This window comes from Bradyrhizobium sp. WYCCWR 12699, from assembly GCF_032144035.1.
Classification (GTDB): Bacteria; Pseudomonadota; Alphaproteobacteria; order Rhizobiales; family Xanthobacteraceae; genus Bradyrhizobium.
Genome location: NZ_JAVTJN010000036.1, coordinates 815,768 through 835,737, shown reverse-complemented (window position 1 = coordinate 835,737; position 19,970 = coordinate 815,768). Strand labels below are relative to the sequence as shown.

Below are 19,970 nucleotides of genomic sequence, written 5' to 3'. Positions count from 1 at the left end.
TCTCCCTGTGGTGCCTCGCACGACGCTTGCCGCGCGACGGAATTTCAAACAAGATTTCAAACGGTAAAGTGTCTTGAGACACGTTCACACCTGACGTACAGCGACATCAAACGGGATGGAAGGGTTTCGATGGCGGATGCAGACAAGCCCAACGTGGTCGTCACGCGATGGTGGTGGGTCCGCCACGCGCCGGTGCGCAATGACGGCGGCAACATCTACGGACAGAGCGACATCGCCTGCGACACCAGCGACACTTATGTGTTCGACGCTGTTGCCAAGGTGCTGCCACGCAAGGCGGTGTGGTATTCGAGCAATCTGAAGCGTACGCACCAGACCGCCGAAGCGATCTGGGAGGCGGGCTTCCCGCGGCCTGCGTCGATGAAATGGGAGGCGGACCTTGCCGAACAGAATCTCGGCCGCTGGCAGGGCATGAACCGGGCCGAGTTCATCGCCAGCCGTCCCGTCGGCGCCAGCTGGTTCGCGGACATCAACGAGCCCGCGCCCGGCGGCGAAAGCTTCATGGATCTCTACAACCGCACGCGCCGCACCGTCGAACGCATCAACAACGAGGCGGCCGGGCAGGACATCATCGCGGTCGCCCATGGCGGCACCATCAAGGCGGCGCTGGGACTCGCGCTCGACGGCCAGCCGGAGCGGGGACTGTCGTTCGACATCGACAATTGCTCCGTGACCCGGCTCGATCATTTCGCAAGTCCCGAGCGCACGGTCTGGCGGCTTCCGATGGTGAACCAGCAGCCCTGGATAGCCGATGACGCGCACGCGGCGATGCATCAGCCGGCGGGGCCGGAAGTCAAGAAGCTGGCGTAAGCCAAGCTGTCATTCCGGGGCGATGCGAAGCATCGACCCCGAAATCTCGATGTGACAAGAACATCAATCTGGGAGAGACACATGACCTTGTTCGATATGAAGGGGAAAGTCGCCGTCATCACGGGATCGACGCGCGGCATCGGGCTCGCCATTGCCGAGCGCATGGCCGAGCACGGCGCCAAGGTCGTGATCTCCTCGCGCAAAGCCGACGTCTGCGAGCAGGTGGCGAAGGGCATCAACGACAAGTTCGGCAAGGGCACTGCCGTCGCGATCGCCGCCAACATCTCGTCGAAGGAGAATTTGCAAAACCTCGTCGATGAGAGCAACCGCGCTTTCGGCAAGATCGACGTGCTGGTCTGCAATGCCGCCTCGAACCCGTATTACGGTCCGCTCGCCGGCATCTCCGACGATCAGTTCCGCAAGATTCTCGACAACAACATCGTCGCCAACAACTGGCTGATCTCGATGGTGGTGCCGCAGATGATCGAGCGCAAGGACGGCTCCGTCATCATCGTCTCCTCGATCGGCGGTTTGAAGGGTTCGACCATCCTCGGCGCCTACGCGATCTCGAAAGCCGCCGACATGCAGCTCGCGCGCAACCTGGCTTGCGAATACGGCAAGCACAACATCCGCGTGAATTGCATTGCGCCCGGCCTGATCAAGACCGACTTTGCCAAGGCGCTGTGGGACAATCCGGAGAACCTGAAAGCCTCGACCGCGCGCTCGCCGCTGCTGCGCATCGGCATCCCCGACGAGATCGCGGGCGCCGCGGTGTTTCTGGGATCGAAGGCCGGCGACTTCATGACCGGCCAGACCATGGTGATCGACGGCGGCGCGACGATCAGCTGATGGTCTCGTGTCCCGGACGCGGTGCGGCACGCAGCGCCGCTCCGCAGAGCCGGGACCCAGAAGGCTGCGAAAGAGATCGCCGATGCATGGGCCCCGGCTCTGCGACGCACCGCTGCGCGCTGCGTCGCGTCCGGGGCACGAGACCTCACTCCACCGCCGCGTAGACCAGATCCCTCACCAGCGTCCGCGTGTAGTCGCGCTGGCCCGGCGCCTGGCTCATGAACACCGCGAACAAATCCTCCTTCGGGTCGATCCAGAAGAAGGTGCCGGCGATGCCGCTCCAGAAATAGTTGCCGACGCTGCCGGGGAAGGGCGCGATGCCGGCCTCGCGGCGCACGGCGAAGCCGAGGCCGAAACCGTGGCCGGGCGAAAGCAGCGTGCCGTTGGTCTGAACGTGCGGTCCGAGGTGATCAGACGCCATCAGCTCCAGCGTCTTGCGGCCGATGATCCTGTTGCCGTCGAGCGTGCCGCCGTTGCGCAGCATCAGGCAGAAGCGAGCATAGTCCATCGTGGTCGAGACCAGGCCGCCGCCGCCGGATTCCATCACCGGCTGCTCGAGCATGTTGAACAGCGCGACCTTGTCGCCGGTCCAGGGATCGGCCGCGAACGGCTCTGCGAGCCTGCCCGCATTGGCCTCGGAGGTCGAGAAGCCGGTCTCGGTCATCTGCAGCGGGGCAAGCACGCGCTCGCTAAGGAATGCGCCGAGCGACTTGCCGCTGACGATTTCGATGATGCGGCCGAGGATGTCGGTGGAGCGGCTGTAGTTGAAATCCGCGCCGGGCTGGCAGACCAGCGGGAAGCTCGCCACCAAGGCGGCATGCTCGGCGTTGCTGATCTTGCGGCTGCGGACGCGGGACTCCTGATAGAGCTTGTGCACGGGGCCGTCGCCCTGGTGCTCATAAGTGAGGCCCGAGGTGTGGCGGAGCAGGTCCTGCATGGTCATCGGCCGAGCCGGCGGCACCAGCTCCAGCTTGCCGTCCTTGACGATGCCGACCTGCTGACCGCCAAATTCCGGGATGAACTTTGCGACGGGATCGCCGAGCAGCAGGTGGCCGTCCTCGACCAGCGCCATGATTGCGACCGACACGATCGGCTTGGTCATCGAGAAGATCCGGAAGATCGAATCACGGGCCATCGGCGCGGCGGCCGCCGGGCTCTGCCTGCCGAGCGCCTCGAACCAGCCGATTTGGCCGCGACGGGCCACCAGCACGGTGACCCCGGGAACGGTCCCCTTGTCGATCTCGCGCTTGAAGGCATCCGACATGGTCTGCAGGCGCGGCCGCGACAGCCCGAGCGTCTCCGGGCGGGCCTCCGGCAGGGGCGGGGTGTGCGGCCCGATCGAGGCCTGTGGGCCGGCTGTAGCGGTCGCTGTGGCGGTCATGGGCGCTCCCAATTGTTTTTCATTGTCGGAAAGCAACTGTGGCCCAGAAACCCCAGCACAAACAAGCGAAGCGGGCGCGGTTCACCCTTGCAATCCGGCCGCCCCCTGTGCTTGAAAGCGGCCTGATCCGAAGCGGCGACGCAGGGTCTGTAGGAGTGTAGCTCAATTGGTAGAGCACCGGTCTCCAAAACCGGGGGTCGCAGGTTCGAGCCCTGCCACTCCTGCCAGTTAAATCAACGACTTAGATCAGATGCTGGCGGGATAGGACGAGCGCGTCCCTGAGGCGAATCGCCATGCGCTGCGACCCCCTGATGTCCAGTGCCAGGCCCCAAGGAGGCTCGCCTAGCGCGCCTGAACACGCTCTGCGTGGCTGGAAACCTGGCTGAGATCGACGTTCCGGATGGGAACGCGGCGCAGCAGCGAGACGATGGTGCCGCCGAGCTCGAAATAGGTGCGCAGCCGCAGGGCACGGGATGACCCCTTCAGCTCCGCGTTCAGGCTGACAGGCACCTGCACGTAGGTGAGGCCGAGCTGGAGCAGCGAGACCAGCGCACAGATCTGATAACCGTAGCCGTCGGCCTTCACCGCGATCTGGCGCAGCCATTTCACGGGATAGACGATCATGCTGTGGTAGTCGGACAGCCAGAAGCCGAACAGGTAATTCAGGATGAACCGCAGCGAATGCGACTGCAGCGAGCGGTTGACGGAGCGGTCCGACTGGTTGTCGCGATAGGTGATGACGAGGTCGGCGGCGCCCGCCGCCTTGAACATGCGGGCAACGCCTTCGTTCTGGAAGGCATGATCGCCGGGAATGAGCGTGATGGCATCGAATTTCGCGCGCGAGAGTGCGTATTCGAAGCCGGCCCCGACGCCGCGCCGCTCGGCGTTGTGTTGTACGATGATGCGCGGCTCGCCGGCCGCGAACTCGTCCATGATCGCGCCGGTGGCATCGGTGCTGCCGTCGTCGATCAGGAAAATTTCGAAGTCGTCGAGCAGCTCGCGGGCAAGCGGCAGCACCCCGCCAATGGTGTCGGCGATCTTGTCCTGCTCGTTCAGAGCAGGGATGACGATCGTAAGCCTCTTCGCTGCCCTGGAAGGTGTCATCCTATCCCGCCCGTTGCCGGCCACTCCTGACTGGTGGACCCCCTTGTGCAACTGTAAGTCATCCGCGCCGAGCGAACAACAAGGCGTCCGCAGATCGGATCCGCGCAACCGGCACGAAACCGGGGATATCTGTGTGTTCCGCGCAACTAGTCGGGAAAATCATAGAGGCTGGTGTCGCCAATGCCGAAGGCCCGGCGCAGCTGCCCGACGCGCCGCGCCATCGTCCGGCCCGCTGTCGTCGCCGCGAAGTGTGAACCGGTGCGCTCGACCAAGCCGCCATCGACCAGGTTCCCGATACGTCCCTGGAACAGATCTGGAACCTGCTGTTCGACGATCTCCGAAAGCGGAGCTCGCCGCTCGGGCCGGTCGACGACGCCGAGGAGAATGTCCAGGGAAACCGACTTGTACACTGCGCCAAAAGCGAAAACGTACGCCATGACGCAAAACCCGAAAATCGATGCGGCGTCCCAATACCGAAATTGCGCAACGACGAAAATTCCGAGCGTCACGCCGAGACCATGGGTGACGATCGCAGCGATCGCGAGCAGGGCTACGGGTCCAATCGTCCATCCGCGGGCGCGGGCCATGAGTTGCAGGGCAGGCGCCAGCAGGGCGAAGGCGACGGCGGCAACGAGGCCGATAGCGAAGGACATCACAGCCGCTCACCCGAGCCCGGTCGACAGACGAACGAGTTTGACGAGACGCGCGACAGCCAACCCCTTGGCCGTCGGAGCCAGCTTGCTGTCTGCCGTGATCACCATCCCCGCGCGGACCAGCAATTTCAGGCGGTTGTGCGTGAAGGTGCCGAGATCTCCGCCCTGCATGTAGGCGACGGCCCATTGCTCCAGAGTGAGGGGATGCCCGGCTTGGACGAGCGCGGTGAGCAGCGTCAGCGTAAAGCCCCAGGCCAGCAGGCTGAACAGGATGTACCAAAGCATCATCGCCGTCGCCAACAGAAACAGGCCGCCGAGCATGTCGGCGAGATGGCGCTCGCCGGGGAGCGCGATGCAGGCGATTGCGTAGAGGACCATGATGCTGAGGCAGCCGAGCCGGAAGCGGCGGCCGGATCCGCCGGTGGCGGCAATGCGCGCGTAGCACAGCAACAGCAACGGCAACGCGACACTGAGACCAATCGCTGCGGCTTGCGCCGGGCCCGGTAGCATGTTCATCGTCCCGGATGCCTCTCAGGCCTAGCCACAGCAAAAGTCTATAGGAGGTCGTATTTTTTCGGTCAAGGGAGCCCGTCATCCCGCCCTTGCGGACGTCAGTTGGCCGTGCGAATCCTAAGCCCGCGCCCTTCCTCCGTCCGAGATGTCCCCATTGCTGCGTGCGATCGTCGTCCTCCTCATCGTGTTGCTGGCCGCGCATGCGCCGATGCTCCTGAACGACGGTCTCTTCATGGACGACTGGCTGGTGCTGAAGCCCCGTCCCGACTATTTCATCGACATCGACTTCCTGCTGAATGGCGCCGGTCATCCGATCTTCTACAGCTACGACACGTTCGCGAACTGGACGGGCGCCCCGGTTCTCGTGATGGTATCGCTGGCGCTCGCCGGAATTGTGTTTGGCGCCATGTCGCTCGCACTGACCGCGACGCGTCTCGGCCTGCTCGACCGCGCCGAGGCGGTCGGTTTCGCGCTGATCGTCTGGACTTATCCCGGCTATCAGCTTTGGGCGGGCAAGGCGAACGCGGTCTACGTCTTCAGCTTCGGGCTGCTGTTCATCGGTGCATGGCTGTTGACGCTGGCCTTCGGCGCTCACGGTCTGCGGCGGGTGCTGCTTCGCGTGGCCTGTGCGCTCGTGTTCCTGCTGAGCTTCGCACTCAACTCAACAATTGTGCTCTATGCCTTCGTTGTGCTCGGTCTGTTCGTCGCGATATGGCGGGAGGGGAGCGCGGCGGACGGCTTCGTGCGCCGCACATGGCTCGCTTGCTGGCGCTGCGCCCTGCGCTATCCGGAATTGGTGGTGCTTCCTCTGATCTATTGGGGCGTGCTCAATATCTGGTTCAAGCGGATCGGCGTGTACACCCAGCACTATGACGCCCATCTGCCGACGTTTGGCGAAATGGCAGGCGGATGGGGTACATTTTTCGCCGCCGGCTATTGGGACGTCGGGGAGCATGCGTTCAGCGTGGCGACGGAGGTCCCCGCCTTCTTCATTCCAGCGGCGATGCTCGTCGCCATCGTCTTGCTGCTGCGTCCCGACCCGAAGCGGGCCACGTCCGCAATAGCGACCGTCTTGCCGCTGGTGCTCGCCGTGGTTCTGTTCCTGGCGTTGTCGTCTCCCTATCTGATCGCCGGCCTCCGGCCGTTGTCCACTCAATTCTACGAAAGCCGTCATCTGCTGATGTTCGGCTTGCCGTTTGCGCTGACGCTCCTTGCATTGAAGCGGCTGCTCGAACGTTTGACCGGTCCCACCGCCGCTTTCGCGCTCCTGTTCGGACTGGGCCTGGTCACGTCGATCAGCATGCTGTGGAGCGGCTACCTCTTCATGCAGGCGAGAGCGCTGAAGCAAGAGGCGCTGGCGCGCGACCTTGCCGCCAGGGTCCAGCCGGCCGCGACGGTTTATGCGCTCGACGACGGCTTTTTCGACTCCAAGTCCCGGCACATGCTGTTCGGCCTTGCCGAGGTCACCGGCATGCTGCGCCTTGCCTGGGGCAATCAGCCATTCTTCGGATTTGCACTGCGTGCCGAGCGGCCCGACATCCTGCAGAAGATGGAGGAGGCGCGGACGGCACCAGGAAGCGCATTCCGTCATTTCGATCCGTCGGGGCCGCAGGCGACGATCTCGTTCCAGCCGGGCCCGGGCGCCGCACCAAACCAGGCTTTGGTGCGGAAGTACTATGCATGCCGGTTGCTGGCGCGCTGCGATGTTGCAGAGTTCCTGTCTCGACTTGCGCAGGTCACGATCAAGGCGGGTCCGATCCCCGGCATCCTGCCGCTCGATGGTGCAAGCAAGAGTGCTGAGCCTAGCCGCTAGCCAGCCGCTTCCAGACTGTTTCCGCGAGCGCGATATCGATCACCGAATCCTCGCCGGAAGCGAGCGGGGTGCTCCGCGCGGCGACGTCGGAAACGAAGGCGTCGGCCTGGCGCCGAAATGCCCAGCTCGTTTCACCCGTCAAGCGCGTGCTTTGACCATCATGGTCGATAATGACCTCTGCCTCTTGCTCGGCAAAGGGTGGGGGCAACGCCAAGGTCACCGCGCCGCGCTCGAAATTGATCGTCAGTCCCTCGCGCCAGGCTCCTTCAGAGCCGTTCACGAGATCCAGCGCGCAGGCGATGCCGTCGAAGTCGAGCGTGATGCGCGCGGCTCCCGAAGTCTCGATCGTGCTTTCGCCGACCGTCGGCGACGATCCGAGCAGGTCGCGCGAGAGATTGATGACATGGCTGAAGACGTTCAGAAAATTGTCGTAGCCGGGACGCATCGTGCTCGGCATCCAGTCGGGGCCATCCTGCCAGAGCTCGAGCCCGTCCGGCCGCGCTTCGCCGGTCATCACGAAATTGTCCTGCGACCGGCCGGTGTCGCCGCCGAAGCACCAGCCTGTGGCCCGGACGATGCGTCCGAGTGACTGGTCGCTGCGCAGGCGTGCCAGCACTTGCCGCGCCCGTGCCACACCGGCATCGTGACGCTTCATGTAGCCGATGCTGTAGACGACGTGTTGCCGCCGCGCGGCTTCGACCAGCGAAATGGCCTGGGCCGTCGTGTAAGCCATCGGCTTCTCCGACAGCACATGCCGGCCGCTGTTCAACGCCTCTAGCACGATCGGGCCCGTGGCACGACGCTTGGTCACGACGACGACGGCGGACACCGCGCTGTCCGCGAGCAGCTCCCGGTGCGTGCCGTAAACCTTGGGGATGCCGAACTTCTGCGCTGCGGCGGCAGCGAGGTCCGGCCGAAGATCGGCGATCGCGACGACGCGGCAGGCGGGATTGGCAGCGAAATTGGCGAGGTGGCACATCTGGCCGACCATGCCCGTTCCGATGATGCCAATGCCTGGCTTCACTGGCTACGATCCCTCGAGACGCTTCCGGACGACGAGAAAATGCGCCGGCTGTCCCCATGTGTTGATGAAGGCCGGATCCGACTGGGTGAGGGCGGTGACCGCGGACGCGTCGCGTCGCCCGATCGCGCCAAAGACGCGATGGAAACTGTCGAGCGTGGCAGTGATGGCTTCGATGTCCGCAGCGTCGTCGGCGAGTACGTCTGCGGTGCGGATCGTCTCGCGCAGGGACGCGAGGCCCGCGACCACGCGCGGCAGGCTCTCGCCGAAGGGATCGTCGATCATCCCATCGACGTCGAGCACCAGCGCCTCGATCGACGCGGAGATTGCCTGCACGGCATCGGACGTGCCGACCAGATACAGCTTTCGCCCGCCGAGGAAACTCAGGCGGCTGCGGTCGAGATGGCGCCTCGCGCGATGCAGCTTCTCGTCACCGGACAAGACCTTCTTGTGCCAATAGATGTCCAGGCTGTCGCGGTAGGCGGGCCATGCCGAATGGATGTCGAAACCTTGTTCATGCGCCGCCGCGCACAGTGCGGCCGCGTCGAGGAAGTAGCGATACCTGACGAACGGATTTTCCAGCACGTCCATCAGCCAGGATTCGAAGCTGCGGGTGTGCGGGATGCTGTTCCACTTCGCCTCGAACAGCATCTTCGCCGTCTCCAGCGCGGGGCGGCCGGTCAATGCCTTGCCGGCCGCGTGGATCGCCTTGAGCGCGAGCTCGAAGAAGCCGCCGTAGCGCTCGTAATAGGACACGACGGCGTAACCGTCGGGATTGAGCAGGCGGTGGAAGATGCCGAGCCATTTTTCGCTCGGCTGCACGGTGTAGATAAAGCCTTCGGCATCGATGATGTCGAAGCGGCGATCACTGTGGAAGCCTTCGACATCGGCCAGGGCGAGCTCGCGGAGACGTTCGGTCAGGCCGTAATGCGCGAAGTAGGCCTCGATCTTGGGGTGGGCATGCCGGTTCGGCTCGGCGAGCGCCATGTTCGCGCCCCAGCCGGCAAACACCAGCGCATTCTCGCCGGAATCGGGGCCGAACTCGAGCACCTCGGCATTGCGGAACAGCCGCGGCAGCAGCACCAGCTTGTCCGAGAACAGTTCGCGCCGCTGGCTCGCGTAGGCTTCGAGCTCGGTGGAGGACTTGAAATTTCCGAACGTCGGCAAGACGTCCTGACGTTCGTAATAGTTGAAGAGCTTGTCCTCAGCCATGCTACGACCTTAGCGCCGCCTCGAGACGATCGAGCTCACTCCAGATGTCGGAGGGCGCGAAGATCGAAACGATCTGCAGCGGACGCTTCACATTTTCGCGCAGCCGCTTGCTGACCTTGGCTTCGTTTTCCTCGTTCACGGCGAGAAGACAGACGATTGGCCCCGACTTGCCGGCGAGATCATCCGGCGAACGGATCGGGATGCCGGTGCCGGGCAGGAACAGCCCTTGACGCTCCTTCTGATCGTCGACCGAGAGGTCGACGAGATCCGCCAGCTCGTGCGCGTTCGTGAAAGTGCAGGCACGGCAGCCGGCGCCGTAGATGACGATCTCGGCGCCGTTGGCGTGGGCTTTGGCGAGAACCGGGCGAAGACGTGCGCCATACTCTCTCGCGCGTTGGCCGAATTTCTCGCCGACGCCGGACGGCGCAGGCGGCACCGTCACCGTGCCCGCGGCACGGCGGGCTGCGATCGCAAGGCTGCCGCCGCTGAAATTGTATTTTTTCACGGACACCGCCTCGAAGCCGTGGCGCGCCAGCAGCGCGAGCAGGGTCGGTTCGGTGAAATAGCTGACATGCTCCTCCCAGAGGACGGATAGGTCTCCCGCCGCCGAGCCGGGGGCGAAATCGGGCACGTCGATGAACAGCAGCCCGTCGTCGCTGAGGGCGATCTTGACGCAGTCGAAGAAGTTCTCGAAATCGACGATGTGCTCCAGCACCTGACGCGATATGACGAGGTCGAACTTTCCGGACTGAGCGACTGCGTCGTGGGCCATCTCCGGACTGAGCATGTCGGCATAGACCTTGATGCCGCGCTCGCGGGCGATCTTGCCCGACACCGGATTGGGCTCGACGCCGACCATGACCTTGGTGCCGCGTTCGCGCAGCTTGTCCATGAACAGGCCGTCATTGCAGCCGATCTCGAACACGGATTGATGCTTGGAGAATTTCGCGATGGTGTCGAGCTCGTCCGCCTGATGCGGCTCCGGCTTCCAGCTGCTGAAATTGTAGTTGAATTGGCGGTACAAAATCTCGGGATCGATCGGCTTGACGATCTGGGGCAGGCCGCAATCGCCGCAGGCCAGCACCTCGAACGGGAAGCGTTCGTCCTGCTCGTTTCGGCTATGCCGAAGCCGATGCGCAATCGGCATCAGTCCGAGGTCGATGACCGGACGCAGGTTGGTCGAATGGCAAAGGCGGCAATGGTCGGTCAATGGTCTGGCTCTTTGCAGGAAGAACAGGGGGACACAGCCCCCGGGCGAGACTCAAACTGGTTCAAGCCTATATAATGGCGCCGCCTGCGCCACAATTCCTAACTTACCCTGTCCTCCCGCGCCACCAGCGTCGGAACAGCTCCGCGCCGCAGCACGGTCGTCTTTGATCAATGGCATCCGGCTTCTCCGGCTACCGCGGCAGTTCCATGCGGTGCACGTCCCCCAAGATTCGCGCAATTACCGCTGGCGGAGCGATGTTGCAGTGTCATCCGGTTCGGCGCCGTAAGTCGCACGCTCCGGTGCAAGCAGCCACACCGCGCCCCCGATGAAACCGACGACGAGATTGCAGAGCCCGAGCAAGATCGATATCGCGAGCGCCTTGTCGGATGCGATGCCGACGAGCCCGAGCGCACCGACCATCGCCCCCTCGCGAATGCCCCATCCTCCGATCGAGAGCGGAACGGCGGCCGCCATGATGACCAGCGGCACGAGGACGAACGCGTCGAGTGCGGACAACCCGGCGTCCACGCCAATCGCGAGCGTATAAGAAGCCGTAACGGTCAGAAGGTGAACAACAATGGCCGAACTGAACAAGGCTTTGCGTCCGGCTCTGGCAAGTAGCGGCGCTTCGAGAAGCGCCGCAAACTGCATGATTCGGACGGGAAGAACGGCAGTCATGCGGCCCGGCAACCTGCCCAACATCATGAGGACAATTGCGCCGAAATATGCGGCAGCGACGATGGCTGCGACGGCGAACAGCAAGACGTTGTCATGGATTCGCGAGATCAAGAACGGCATTCCCAGCAAGATGAGGAAGCCGAGGGTCAGAAGTCCGATGAACCGATCTCCGACAATGCTGCTCAACGTCTGCGACCACTTTATTCCGTGCCGCCGCAACATCCATATGCGGACCGCTTCGCCGCCGGAGGGCAACACCTGATTGAACCAGGCGCTGGCAAGAACGATGCGCCATCCGGCCACCCAATCCAGAGACACGCCGATCGCGCGGAGGATCAGAATCCAGCGGTTGCACAGGACGAACGTCTGCGCGAACAGCAGCGCCATCGCCAGCGCGAGCATGTGCAATTTGACAGCGAGAAGGTCCGCCTCGAGCGACGAAAGATCCAGGTCGCGCGCGACCAGAACGATGATGCCGGCGGAGACCATGAATTTGGTCAGGACAATGATTGTCTTCTTCCCAGGTCGCATCGTCAGCCCGTTCCACCAGTCGAGCTCGCCGTCATGTGAAGATGATCGGGACCAGCGGAGCGGTCACGGCTCTCAACCTTGCCTCGCCAGCTGCTCCGCGGCTAGGGCACCAATCCTTGTGACGTAGTCCTGCACCGCGGCAGCGTCACTGCCGTCGGGCGCCCAATCGGGAAATGCCGTGCGGGAGGGATCGAACGGCCCGGCGGTGGTTTCGTGGAACACCAGCCATTCCGATGTGATCAGGATCGAGTGGAAGACGTGTTCAGGCATCCGGTAGTAGCAGCGCTTGCCCTGGCCGTAGGGCGCCATCTCGAGCACGTCGCGAATGCGGCCGTCGTCCTCGAAGATCACGACCTGTGCGGTGCCCTCGATCACGTGAAACGATTCAGGTTTGCCAAAATGCTTGTGGGGCCGCACATAAGCCTCGCGATGATGCACGATCAGCATCTCGTGCAGGCCGGACGAGGGGTCGGGGTGCGTGCACAGCCGGCTGCGTAGACGCGGGTTGCCGGCGGCGATGCGTTTGAGCTCGGCGATCGTGGCGTCATCCGCCGTGACGATGGTGTCGTCCGAATAATAGACTTCGGGATTTTGCGCGCGCAGCGAGGTCGGCCGGCGCCGGCCCGTCGCCTCATTCGAAGAAGATGAACCCATGGTCGCCCCGATAGCCGCATTTGTCGTAGATCCACGCCCAGGTCTCTGGGCCGTGGAAGCTCAGGCAGGTGAGCTGCCAGTAGAGCAGATTGGCCTTCTCACGCTCGTTGCGGAAGGATTCCACCATCAGATATTTCGAGGTGCCGCGTCCGACGCGTTCGATCTCGGGCACCGCGCGGAACACGTCCTCGAGCGGAAGGTTGTGCAGCACGCCGAGCGACACCACGAGATCGAAGCTGTGATCGGGGTAGGGGAGCTCGACGGCGCTGCCGACCTGTAGAAGCGGCCGGACCTCCTCCTTGGCATTGGCGATGCCGTAGTCGGAGATGTCGATGCCGGCAATGGTGAGGTCGGGGACGAGCTGGGTGAACTCGTAGAGCAAATAGCCCTTGCCGCAGCCGACGTCGAGCACGCTCATGCCGGGCTTGATGCCGTAGCGATCGATCAGGGTCTGGGCCAGCGGGCGCCAGCGTCCGTCATAGCGATAGCCGCCATAGCCGTAGCGCCGATCGCCGTCCCAATAGTCGCGGCCCCATTGCCGTGCCACGGCGGCGGATTCCGCCTTGTCGTGCTCGACCACGCGCTGAACGTAGTTCCGCCTGGTCGAAGCGTGCATCGGCTGGAGCAGGTTGACCTCGGCCATGATCGTCAACCGGTTCGCGGCATCGTCACAGGATGGTCGCGTATTGATTGACCAGCAGGATGTCCTCGACGGCCTGGATGTCCTTCCGCGACGACAACGTGATCTCCTCGACGGCGGCGTGGAGGTCGCAGCCTTCGCGCAGCACGCGGTCGTAGATTTCCCGCCGGCGAGCCTCGTCGGGTGGCAGCATGAAGATGCTGTAGAGGATCATGCCGTTCAGGCGGGGCAGCTCGTCCAGGATGTCCTCGAGCACCATGTAGCTGCCGGGCATGATGTGCTCGACGGCGCTGAGCAGAAACTGCAGGTTCTTGCGCCGCGCGTAGTCGCGGATCACGATGTTCTGGACGTGCTGCGGGGTGCGGCTGCCGTTCAGCGGCCGGGCACCGATATAGCCGCGATGGCCGGCTCGCTCAGCCATGGAAGCCTCCCGGTAGCTTGTATTGCATGCCGACCCGTGTCGCCGGGCGCAGCAGGATCGGTTCGAAGAACTCGCCGAAGCGCTTGTCCGCGTAAGGCGACATGATGCTCTTGAAGCGGCAGTTCATGCTCCACCGCGTGCCGGGCTCTTCGTTGACGCGGTTGCCGTGCATCAGGGTCTGGTTGAACAGCATCACGTGACCGTAGGGAATCTCGATGAAGGTCGCGTGCGGCTTGATGGTCTTGTACAGCTCCTCGGCGCTGCGCAGACTTGCCATTCGGTCCTGCATGTCGCCGTTCAGCGACGGCGGCAGCAGATACATCGCTTTGGTGCGGTGGACGTCCACCAGCGGCACCCATACCACGACCTCGAACGGCGAGTCGCCCGACCAGACATCGGAATGGGTGGCGAGCAGCGAGGAATCGTCGCCAGGCATCTGGATGCTGAGATTGACGCGGCGCTGCATGCAGAGCTCGTTGCCGACGATGGTCTCGATGGTCGAGCGCGCGAGGCGGAAATAGGTCGGCCGGAACCATGGTTCGGCGTTCAGGCCGTTGAAGACATGCAGCCGCAGGCCATTGAGATCGTCGACGCTCACGCGCGTGTGGATGCTGTCCAGCATCGCGTAGGGATCGTTGCTGTGCGGCAGTTTCAGATAGTCCGCCGCGAGCTCGGCGGCGCGCCGCTGGATGCGGTCGAGCCCAGCGCGATCGTCGGCCGGCGTGGTGACGAAGCCGTTGTCGATGAAGCGCTGCGCCAGCGCCTGCTCATCGGCCTGAAGGAAGTCCGTATCCGTCATGCGAAGTACTCCCGGGCGGTCGCGCAGATGTAACTGATGTCGGCGGCCGACAGGAACTGGTTGATGGGAAGCGTGAGGATCTGGTTCGCCTGCCGCTCGGTTACGGGGAACGCGCCGCGGCCGTGCCCCAGATGCGCCGCCGCCGGCTGCAGGTGGATCGGGACCGGATAGTGGATCGCGGTCTCGATGCCCTTGTCGGCGAGATATTTCTGGAAGTCGTTGCGGCGGTCGGTCTGCACCACGAAGGTATGGAAGGTGTTGAACTCGATGTTGCGGCAGGGCGGGATGAACAGAGGAAGCCCTTCGAGCTCGGCGCGATATTGCGCGGCGTTGCGCCGCCGGCGGTCGATCACCGAGGGCAGATGACGCAGGCGGATGCGCAGCACTTCGGCCTGCACCGTGTCGAGCCGTGACACGATGCCCCATTCCTGGACGTCGCTGCGGTTGATCAGGCCGTGATTGCGCAGCCGGCGGATCCTGGCGGCCAGGTCGGCGTCGGCAGTGACGAGGAATCCGGCATCGCCGGCAGCGTTGAGATTCTTCAGCGGATGGGCGGAGAAGCAGCCGAACGTTCCGATGGTGCCGCTCATGCGGCCGTCATAGGTCGAGCCGACGGCTTGCGCGCTGTCCTCGATCACGGCGAGCGCGTGCTTGTCCGCGATCGCCATCAGCGGGTTCATGTCGGCCATGCGCCCGGTCAGATGCACCGGCATGATCGCCTTGGTGCGCGCCGTGACGGCTGCCTCGACCGCAGCCGGATCGATGTTCTGGTCCGGCAGCACATCCGCAAAGATAGGCGTGGCGCCGACCGCGATGATTGCGGCGGTCGATGCCACGAACGAATTCGGCGGGGTGATCACCTCGTCGCCAGGGCCGATGTTGAGCGCGCGCAAGGCGAGGATCAGTGCGTCGGTGCCGGAATTCAGCGTCACCACATGGGGCGAGCCGAGATAGGCCGACAATTCCTCTTCGAGCTTTCCGACTGCCGCGCCGCCGATGAAGTCGCCGCGCTGGAATACGCCTTCGACCGCCTGCATGATCTCGGCGCGCTCTTCCTCGAATTGCGCGGGAAGATTGACGTAACCGATGCGCCGGCGGCCGGTGTCAGCGTCCATGGCAGAACTTCCTGACGGTCTCGATGACGCGGTCCTGCTGGGCACGCGTCAGGTGCTGGTCGACGGGGAAGCTGATGACCTCCTTGGCGTGGCGGTCGGTGACCGGGAAGGTGCCGGGCGCGTAGCCGAGATGCCTCAGGCCTTCCTGCTGATACAGCGGGATCGGGTAGTGGATCTTGGCCTCGATGCCATTGTCCAGGCAGTATTTGTAGAGCTCGTCGCGGCGCTCGGCGAACACCATGTAGAGGTGATAGACGTGCTTCACGTTGGGCCGGCGCGCGGGAACGCGCAGGCCAGGCAGGCCGGCAAGGCCCGCGTCGTAATAGGCGGCGTTCTCGATCCGGCGCCGCGTGATCTCGCTGGTCTGGCCGATCAGCCAATTGCCGACGACGGCCTGCAAGGAATCGAGCCGCGAATTGCAGCCGAGGATCGCGATCTCGTCGCGGTTCTTCATGCCGTGGTTGCGGATGAGACGAAGCTTCTCGTTCATGCCGTCATCGTTGGTGACGACGACGCCGGCATCGCCCCAGACGTTGAGGTTCTTCAGCGGATGCAGCGAGAAGCCGGCGGCGATGCCGTGGGTGCCGGAGCGCTTGCCCGCGAACTCCGACAGGATGCCCTGGCAGGCGTCCTCGACCACGGGCAAATTGTGACGCTGCGCGATCGGCATCAGCTTGCCCATGTCGGTGACTTCGCCGGTCAACTGCACCGGCATGATCGCCTTGGTCTTCGCAGTGATCGCGGCCTCGACCTGGTCGACATTCATGCAGAAGGAATCGTCGCAATCGACCAGCACCGGCGTCGCGCCGGTTTCCGCGATGGCACCGACGGTGGCGATGAAGGTGTTGGCGGCGGTGATGACCTCGTCGCCATGACCGATGCCGAGCGCCTTGAGCGGCAGCTTGAGCGCGTCGGTGCCCGATCCGACGCCGATGGCGTGGCGCACGCCGATCAGTTCGGCAAAGCGCTTCTCGAATTCGGCAACGGGCTTGCCAAGGGTGAAGTCCCCGGTCGCCACCAGCCGGCCGATCTCGGCGAGGATCGGGGCGGGGTCGGAGAATTGCTCGAGCAGATAGGAATATCGAACGTCGTACATGTGACCCGTCAGGTGGAATGGAGTTGAGGAGAGGAGGGGTGCGAGGCGGCAAGCGTGCGCTCGATCGAGGTCGCGATGGCGCTAGCGGAGAGTCCATGCTTCTTCAGCAGCGAATCCTGCGAGCCGTAATTGTGCATGAAGCGGTCCGGCAGCGACAGCCGCAGCATCGCAGGCAGGCCCGAACCGAGCTTGTCGATCAACGTCTCGGCGACCGCGCTGCCGAGGCCGCCGGAGGGGACGTGCTCCTCGAGCGTCACCAGCAGGCGCGTCGCGCGCACCGCCTGCAGCAGCGCTTCGGTGTCGAGCGGCTTGACCGTATGCATGTGCAGGATGCCGGCGCGAATGCCTTGCGCGCCCAACAGGTCGGCCGCAGCGAGGGCACGCTGGAGCATGATGCCCGTGGTGATTATCACGACGTCGCCGGGCGGCCGCATCAGGATGGCCTTGCCGATCTCGAAGCCGTGCTCGGCCTTCGAGACGATGGCGTCGCCGCCTTTCCCGAGCCGAATGTAGATCGGGCCCTTCCAGTCCAGTGTCTGCTCCATCATACGCGCGGCCTCGTCGGCGTCGCACGGGCAGATCACCGTCATGTTCGGCAGCGCCCGCATGATGGCGATGTCCTCGATCGCCTGATGGGTGGGGCCGAGCGGCGCGTAGACGAGGCCGCCGCCATTGGCGATCAGCCGCACCGGCAGATTGTGCAGGCACAGATCCACGGCCACCTGTTCATAGCAGCGCCGGGTCAGGAAGGTCGCGATGGTGTTCACGTAAGGAACAAAACCTTCCATCGCGAGACCGGCCGACATGCCGATGATGTGCGCTTCCGAAATGCCCTCGATCAGATGGCGCTTGGGAAACTCCTTGCTCATCGCGCGCAGCGTGCCGGCGCCGGGATCGGAGCCGATGTAAAGCACACGCTCGTCTCGCGCAGCGAGCTTGTGGACCATGTTCATCGCGGTGTTGCGCATGGGGAGCCGATCAAAAATCGCCGACGGCGACGCGAATGGCGTCGAGCTCGCTGTCGGTCAGCTTGTTCTTGTGATGCCAGTCGGCGTTGGATTCCGCGGCCGGCAGACCTTTGCCCTTGACGGTATGGCAGATGATCGCGGTGGGTTTTCCCGGGACGGCCGGAATCTGCTTCAGGACCGTGCGCAAGGCGCCGACGTCGTGGCCGTTGACCTCCTGCACGGCAAAGCCAAAGCTGCGCCACTTGTCGGCGAGCGGCTCCAGCGGCAGCACATAGTCGGTGGGCCCATAGCTCTGGAGCTTGTTGTAGTCGATCATAGCGACCAGATTATCGAGCCCGTGCTTGGCCGCGCCCATGGCGGCTTCCCACACCGATCCCTCGTTGATCTCGCCGTCGCCGAGCAGGACGAAGGTCCGGTAGTTGCGCTCGCGCATTCGGGCGGCGAGCGCAAGGCCGACGCCGATCGACAGGCCGTGGCCGAGCGCGCCGGTCGATGCCTCGACGCCCGGCACCATGCCGTATTCGGGATGTCCGCCCAAAATACTGTCGGGACCGCAGAAGCCGGCCAGCTCCGACAGCGGGAAGAAACCGCGATCGGCGAGCAGCGCGTAGAGCGCGAGGCAACCGTGCCCCTTGCTGAGGATCGCGCGGTCGCGATCGGGGTCGCGTGGGTTCGTCGGGTCGATCCGCAGCACGTCGTCGTAGAGCACGCGGACCATTTCGATCAGCGACAGGGCCGGACCGACATGGCCGCGTCCGGCTGAACGTACAGAACCGAGGACCAGACGGCGCAGATAGAGGCTGCGCTCGTCCAGCGTGCAGGTGAGGGCAGCTTCAGCGTGGGGTGAGATCTGGATCACGTTGGCAAATCGTCTGATGAAGCCGGCGGGCTTTGTCGAGCTGACCGGCAAGGCGGACCGTCAGATCGCCACCTTGCGCAACCAAGGCGCGCCGGGAGCGGCTTTCGGGCAAATAGGCATTCAGGACAATCAGGCACCAAATCGCCCCGAACAGAGGATACAGCACGTCACGGCGGACCGCAAACGCGTCATCCCTAGCCGAGAAGGCTTGCGTGAGGCGTTCGATCAGGCGATTCGCATTTGCCGCCGGCAGATCGCTGCCCGGGTGGATCGCGGTGTCGGACAGGAGTTTGACGGGATCGTCCCAGCCGAAATATTCGAAGTCGATGAAGCGCAGGCGGCCGTCGTCGCCGCGCAGGGCGTTGTGCAGCCCGAAGTCGGACGGGCTGAGCACGCGATGCGCAGGCGCAAGCTCCGCTGCGGGATCCCGGCCCAGTTCCGCATAGCGCTGGCGAAGCCGTCGAATGGCGGTGGTCGTGCTGGGAACCAGGCTGCCGTCGATGAACGCGCGCAGCTCCGGATGATGGTCCGAGGCCCGCCTCAGCCCGTCGAGGCGCTGCTCGTACTGGGCGATGGCTTCCTCGGGCGAAAAGATGCTGGCCGAGGCGTTGCGCAGAGCCCGAGCACCCTCGGCGTCGCGCAGCTTCTGCAACTCGATCAGGAAATCGGCCAGCTGGTCGGCATCGTTCTCCTGGGGACGCAGCACCGCCGCGTCTCCGTCGAACCATTGATACAGCGCGCAGAACGCATCTGTGTCCTTTGCGATCGGCCGCGGCGTCGTGGTCATGCCGTGTCGCGAGAGAAACGTGAGCGCGTCGTATTCCTGTCCGAGGCGATCACGCCCGTCGGACGGATAATGCTTGAGGGCGAGGGGCGGTGCCTTCGCCATCTCCAGCCGGAACACCCGGTTGTTGCCGCCGGACCGCGCCGGTTGGGCGGCGACGACCCGCGCCCCGGCCAGGCGGCTGCCGATCGAAATTGCATCCTGCGCGCTCAGCTCCGGCCCGCTCATTGCGCGAACACTCCGCGGCTTATCTCCGCCCAGCTCGCGATCGGCTCGCAATGGCCGGGATGAGGCGGCTGCGACTGCGTGAACAGGATCGCTCGCGTCGCCTTGGGATAATGCGGCTGCTCGAACACGTCGACGAGATCGTCGATGAAGATGTCGAGGTTCAGGCTCGCAAGCCGCTCGACCTTGGCCGCCAGCGTGTCCTCGAAATAGACATCGCCCGCCGCCAGCGCCGCATCGGCGGCGTCGATGAGGCCCGCGCTCTTCAGCCAGCCCCGCGCGGCCTCGCGCAAATCGACGCGGTCGGGGTCCTGATGGCCGAACTGCGTCTTGTGGCTGACGATGTAGACGCGCGCACCGGCCTTGCGGCAGCTCGCGAGGAATTCGCGCACGCCCGGATAGATCGTGGCGCCGCCGATGCCTTTGCCGTAGACGAAGCCCTGCAGCCCTTGCCAGGCCAGCTCGCCGCCGGCGCGGGACCGCAGGTGATCCCGCACCTCGGTCTTCAGGCCGACCCAGCCCTCCGGCACCAGCCCACGCTGCCGCGCGACGGCGGCAAAGACCTTGTCGTAGCAGATGATCGTGTTGTCGAAATCGATGCCGATCCGCACGCCGC

21 protein-coding genes and 1 tRNA gene are annotated in these 19,970 nt (G+C 64.4%); 4 read left to right on the top strand and 18 right to left on the bottom strand.

What is annotated here, in order from left to right:
• Positions 1-129 precede the first annotated feature (129 nt).
• Positions 130-828 (top strand): histidine phosphatase family protein, encoded by a 699-nt coding sequence (locus RPS27_RS28900; RefSeq protein ID WP_313754755.1) that lies wholly within the window; start codon positions 130-132, stop codon positions 826-828.
• 81 nt (positions 829-909) lie between these two features.
• The gene (locus RPS27_RS28895; protein WP_097658708.1) at positions 910-1,677 is read left to right on the top strand and encodes an SDR family NAD(P)-dependent oxidoreductase; all 768 of its coding nucleotides are present in this window, start codon (positions 910-912) and stop codon (positions 1,675-1,677) included.
• Positions 1,678-1,822: 145 nt separating this feature from the next.
• Here RPS27_RS28895 and RPS27_RS28890 read toward each other — a convergent pair whose 3' ends face one another.
• On the bottom strand, positions 1,823-3,058 hold the full coding sequence (locus tag RPS27_RS28890) for a serine hydrolase domain-containing protein (RefSeq protein ID WP_313754754.1): 1,236 nt from the start codon (positions 3,056-3,058) through the stop codon (positions 1,823-1,825).
• Between the two features lie 151 nt (positions 3,059-3,209).
• On the opposite strand from RPS27_RS28890, the gene RPS27_RS28885 reads away from it, so the two are divergent.
• Positions 3,210-3,285 (top strand) — tRNA-Trp (locus RPS27_RS28885).
• A gap of 115 nt (positions 3,286-3,400) precedes the next feature.
• On the opposite strand, the gene RPS27_RS28880 is transcribed toward RPS27_RS28885, so the two are convergent.
• The 3 genes from RPS27_RS28880 to RPS27_RS28870 form a co-directional block, all read right to left on the bottom strand.
• Complete coding sequence (locus tag RPS27_RS28880; protein WP_211419158.1) at positions 3,401-4,162, bottom strand: glycosyltransferase family 2 protein; 762 nt, start codon at positions 4,160-4,162, stop codon at positions 3,401-3,403.
• 146 nt (positions 4,163-4,308) lie between these two features.
• Positions 4,309-4,815: a hypothetical protein gene (locus RPS27_RS28875; RefSeq protein WP_313754753.1), complete on the bottom strand. Its 507-nt coding sequence runs from the start codon at positions 4,813-4,815 to the stop codon at positions 4,309-4,311.
• Positions 4,816-4,824: 9 nt separating this feature from the next.
• Positions 4,825-5,331: a hypothetical protein gene (locus RPS27_RS28870; protein ID WP_313754752.1), complete on the bottom strand. Its 507-nt coding sequence runs from the start codon at positions 5,329-5,331 to the stop codon at positions 4,825-4,827.
• Positions 5,332-5,473: 142 nt separating this feature from the next.
• Between RPS27_RS28870 and RPS27_RS28865 the strand changes: the two genes are divergently transcribed.
• On the top strand, positions 5,474-7,141 hold the full coding sequence (locus tag RPS27_RS28865) for a hypothetical protein (protein ID WP_409517576.1): 1,668 nt from the start codon (positions 5,474-5,476) through the stop codon (positions 7,139-7,141).
• Here the strand turns inward: RPS27_RS28865 and RPS27_RS28860 are convergent.
• The 14 genes from RPS27_RS28860 to RPS27_RS28795 all read right to left on the bottom strand — a co-directional run bounded on the left by RPS27_RS28860 (position 7,131) and on the right by RPS27_RS28795 (position 19,965).
• Positions 7,131-8,165 (bottom strand): Gfo/Idh/MocA family oxidoreductase, encoded by a 1,035-nt coding sequence (locus tag RPS27_RS28860; protein ID WP_313754750.1) that lies wholly within the window; start codon positions 8,163-8,165, stop codon positions 7,131-7,133. The genes RPS27_RS28865 and RPS27_RS28860 overlap by 11 nt on opposite strands.
• Positions 8,166-8,168: 3 nt before the next feature.
• Complete coding sequence (locus RPS27_RS28855) at positions 8,169-9,374, bottom strand: class I SAM-dependent methyltransferase (protein WP_313754749.1); 1,206 nt, start codon at positions 9,372-9,374, stop codon at positions 8,169-8,171.
• 1 nt (position 9,375) lies between these two features.
• A complete protein-coding gene (locus RPS27_RS28850) occupies positions 9,376-10,584 on the bottom strand; it encodes a class I SAM-dependent methyltransferase (protein ID WP_211419164.1) in 1,209 nt (402 codons plus the stop codon).
• Positions 10,585-10,821: 237 nt separating this feature from the next.
• Complete coding sequence (locus RPS27_RS28845) at positions 10,822-11,793, bottom strand: lysylphosphatidylglycerol synthase transmembrane domain-containing protein (RefSeq protein ID WP_313754748.1); 972 nt, start codon at positions 11,791-11,793, stop codon at positions 10,822-10,824.
• A gap of 72 nt (positions 11,794-11,865) precedes the next feature.
• The gene (locus tag RPS27_RS28840; protein WP_313754747.1) at positions 11,866-12,447 is read right to left on the bottom strand and encodes a WbuC family cupin fold metalloprotein; all 582 of its coding nucleotides are present in this window, start codon (positions 12,445-12,447) and stop codon (positions 11,866-11,868) included.
• On the bottom strand, positions 12,425-13,090 hold the full coding sequence (locus RPS27_RS28835; RefSeq protein WP_194402812.1) for a class I SAM-dependent methyltransferase: 666 nt from the start codon (positions 13,088-13,090) through the stop codon (positions 12,425-12,427). The genes RPS27_RS28840 and RPS27_RS28835 overlap by 23 nt, the downstream gene beginning before the upstream one ends.
• Positions 13,091-13,115: 25 nt before the next feature.
• A complete protein-coding gene (locus RPS27_RS28830; protein WP_194402811.1) occupies positions 13,116-13,508 on the bottom strand; it encodes an LIC12192 family sporadic carbohydrate cluster protein in 393 nt (130 codons plus the stop codon).
• The gene (locus RPS27_RS28825) at positions 13,501-14,307 is read right to left on the bottom strand and encodes a sporadic carbohydrate cluster 2OG-Fe(II) oxygenase (RefSeq protein WP_211419168.1); all 807 of its coding nucleotides are present in this window, start codon (positions 14,305-14,307) and stop codon (positions 13,501-13,503) included. Before RPS27_RS28825 ends, RPS27_RS28830 begins: the two co-directional genes overlap by 8 nt.
• On the bottom strand, positions 14,304-15,422 hold the full coding sequence (locus tag RPS27_RS28820; RefSeq protein WP_285806769.1) for a DegT/DnrJ/EryC1/StrS aminotransferase family protein: 1,119 nt from the start codon (positions 15,420-15,422) through the stop codon (positions 14,304-14,306). The genes RPS27_RS28825 and RPS27_RS28820 overlap by 4 nt, the downstream gene beginning before the upstream one ends.
• Positions 15,412-16,518: a DegT/DnrJ/EryC1/StrS family aminotransferase gene (locus RPS27_RS28815; RefSeq protein WP_194402808.1), complete on the bottom strand. Its 1,107-nt coding sequence runs from the start codon at positions 16,516-16,518 to the stop codon at positions 15,412-15,414. Before RPS27_RS28815 ends, RPS27_RS28820 begins: the two co-directional genes overlap by 11 nt.
• Positions 16,519-16,526: 8 nt before the next feature.
• Positions 16,527-17,486, bottom strand: coding sequence for a transketolase family protein (locus tag RPS27_RS28810; protein WP_285806768.1), 960 nt, complete (start codon positions 17,484-17,486; stop codon positions 16,527-16,529).
• A 10-nt stretch (positions 17,487-17,496) separates the two neighbouring features.
• Positions 17,497-18,345 carry a transketolase gene (locus RPS27_RS28805; protein WP_285806767.1) on the bottom strand — a complete coding sequence of 283 codons (849 nt, stop codon included), beginning with the start codon at positions 18,343-18,345 and terminating at the stop codon, positions 17,497-17,499.
• A complete protein-coding gene (locus RPS27_RS28800; protein WP_313754746.1) occupies positions 18,320-19,357 on the bottom strand; it encodes an aminoglycoside phosphotransferase family protein in 1,038 nt (345 codons plus the stop codon). Before RPS27_RS28800 ends, RPS27_RS28805 begins: the two co-directional genes overlap by 26 nt.
• On the bottom strand, positions 19,354-19,965 hold the full coding sequence (locus RPS27_RS28795; protein ID WP_285806765.1) for a hypothetical protein: 612 nt from the start codon (positions 19,963-19,965) through the stop codon (positions 19,354-19,356). The genes RPS27_RS28800 and RPS27_RS28795 overlap by 4 nt, the downstream gene beginning before the upstream one ends.
• Between the last annotated feature and the right edge of the window lie 5 nt (positions 19,966-19,970).

Coding starts and splice junctions, on each gene's coding strand:
- RPS27_RS28840 (WP_313754747.1), bottom strand. CDS start 12,447: ATGGGTTCATCTTCTTCGAATGAGGCGACGGGCCGGCGCCGGCCGACC.
- RPS27_RS28830 (WP_194402811.1), bottom strand. CDS start 13,508: ATGGCTGAGCGAGCCGGCCATCGCGGCTATATCGGTGCCCGGCCGCTG.
- RPS27_RS28855 (WP_313754749.1), bottom strand. CDS start 9,374: ATGGCTGAGGACAAGCTCTTCAACTATTACGAACGTCAGGACGTCTTG.
- RPS27_RS28815 (WP_194402808.1), bottom strand. CDS start 16,518: ATGTACGACGTTCGATATTCCTATCTGCTCGAGCAATTCTCCGACCCC.
- RPS27_RS28875 (WP_313754753.1), bottom strand. CDS start 4,815: ATGTCCTTCGCTATCGGCCTCGTTGCCGCCGTCGCCTTCGCCCTGCTG.
- RPS27_RS28865 (WP_409517576.1), top strand. CDS start 5,474: ATGTCCCCATTGCTGCGTGCGATCGTCGTCCTCCTCATCGTGTTGCTG.
- RPS27_RS28820 (WP_285806769.1), bottom strand. CDS start 15,422: ATGGACGCTGACACCGGCCGCCGGCGCATCGGTTACGTCAATCTTCCC.
- RPS27_RS28880 (WP_211419158.1), bottom strand. CDS start 4,162: ATGACACCTTCCAGGGCAGCGAAGAGGCTTACGATCGTCATCCCTGCT.
- RPS27_RS28845 (WP_313754748.1), bottom strand. CDS start 11,793: ATGCGACCTGGGAAGAAGACAATCATTGTCCTGACCAAATTCATGGTC.
- RPS27_RS28800 (WP_313754746.1), bottom strand. CDS start 19,357: ATGAGCGGGCCGGAGCTGAGCGCGCAGGATGCAATTTCGATCGGCAGC.
- RPS27_RS28870 (WP_313754752.1), bottom strand. CDS start 5,331: ATGAACATGCTACCGGGCCCGGCGCAAGCCGCAGCGATTGGTCTCAGT.
- RPS27_RS28890 (WP_313754754.1), bottom strand. CDS start 3,058: ATGACCGCCACAGCGACCGCTACAGCCGGCCCACAGGCCTCGATCGGG.
- RPS27_RS28825 (WP_211419168.1), bottom strand. CDS start 14,307: ATGACGGATACGGACTTCCTTCAGGCCGATGAGCAGGCGCTGGCGCAG.
- RPS27_RS28895 (WP_097658708.1), top strand. CDS start 910: ATGACCTTGTTCGATATGAAGGGGAAAGTCGCCGTCATCACGGGATCG.
- RPS27_RS28900 (WP_313754755.1), top strand. CDS start 130: ATGGCGGATGCAGACAAGCCCAACGTGGTCGTCACGCGATGGTGGTGG.
- RPS27_RS28810 (WP_285806768.1), bottom strand. CDS start 17,486: ATGCGCAACACCGCGATGAACATGGTCCACAAGCTCGCTGCGCGAGAC.
- RPS27_RS28835 (WP_194402812.1), bottom strand. CDS start 13,090: ATGGCCGAGGTCAACCTGCTCCAGCCGATGCACGCTTCGACCAGGCGG.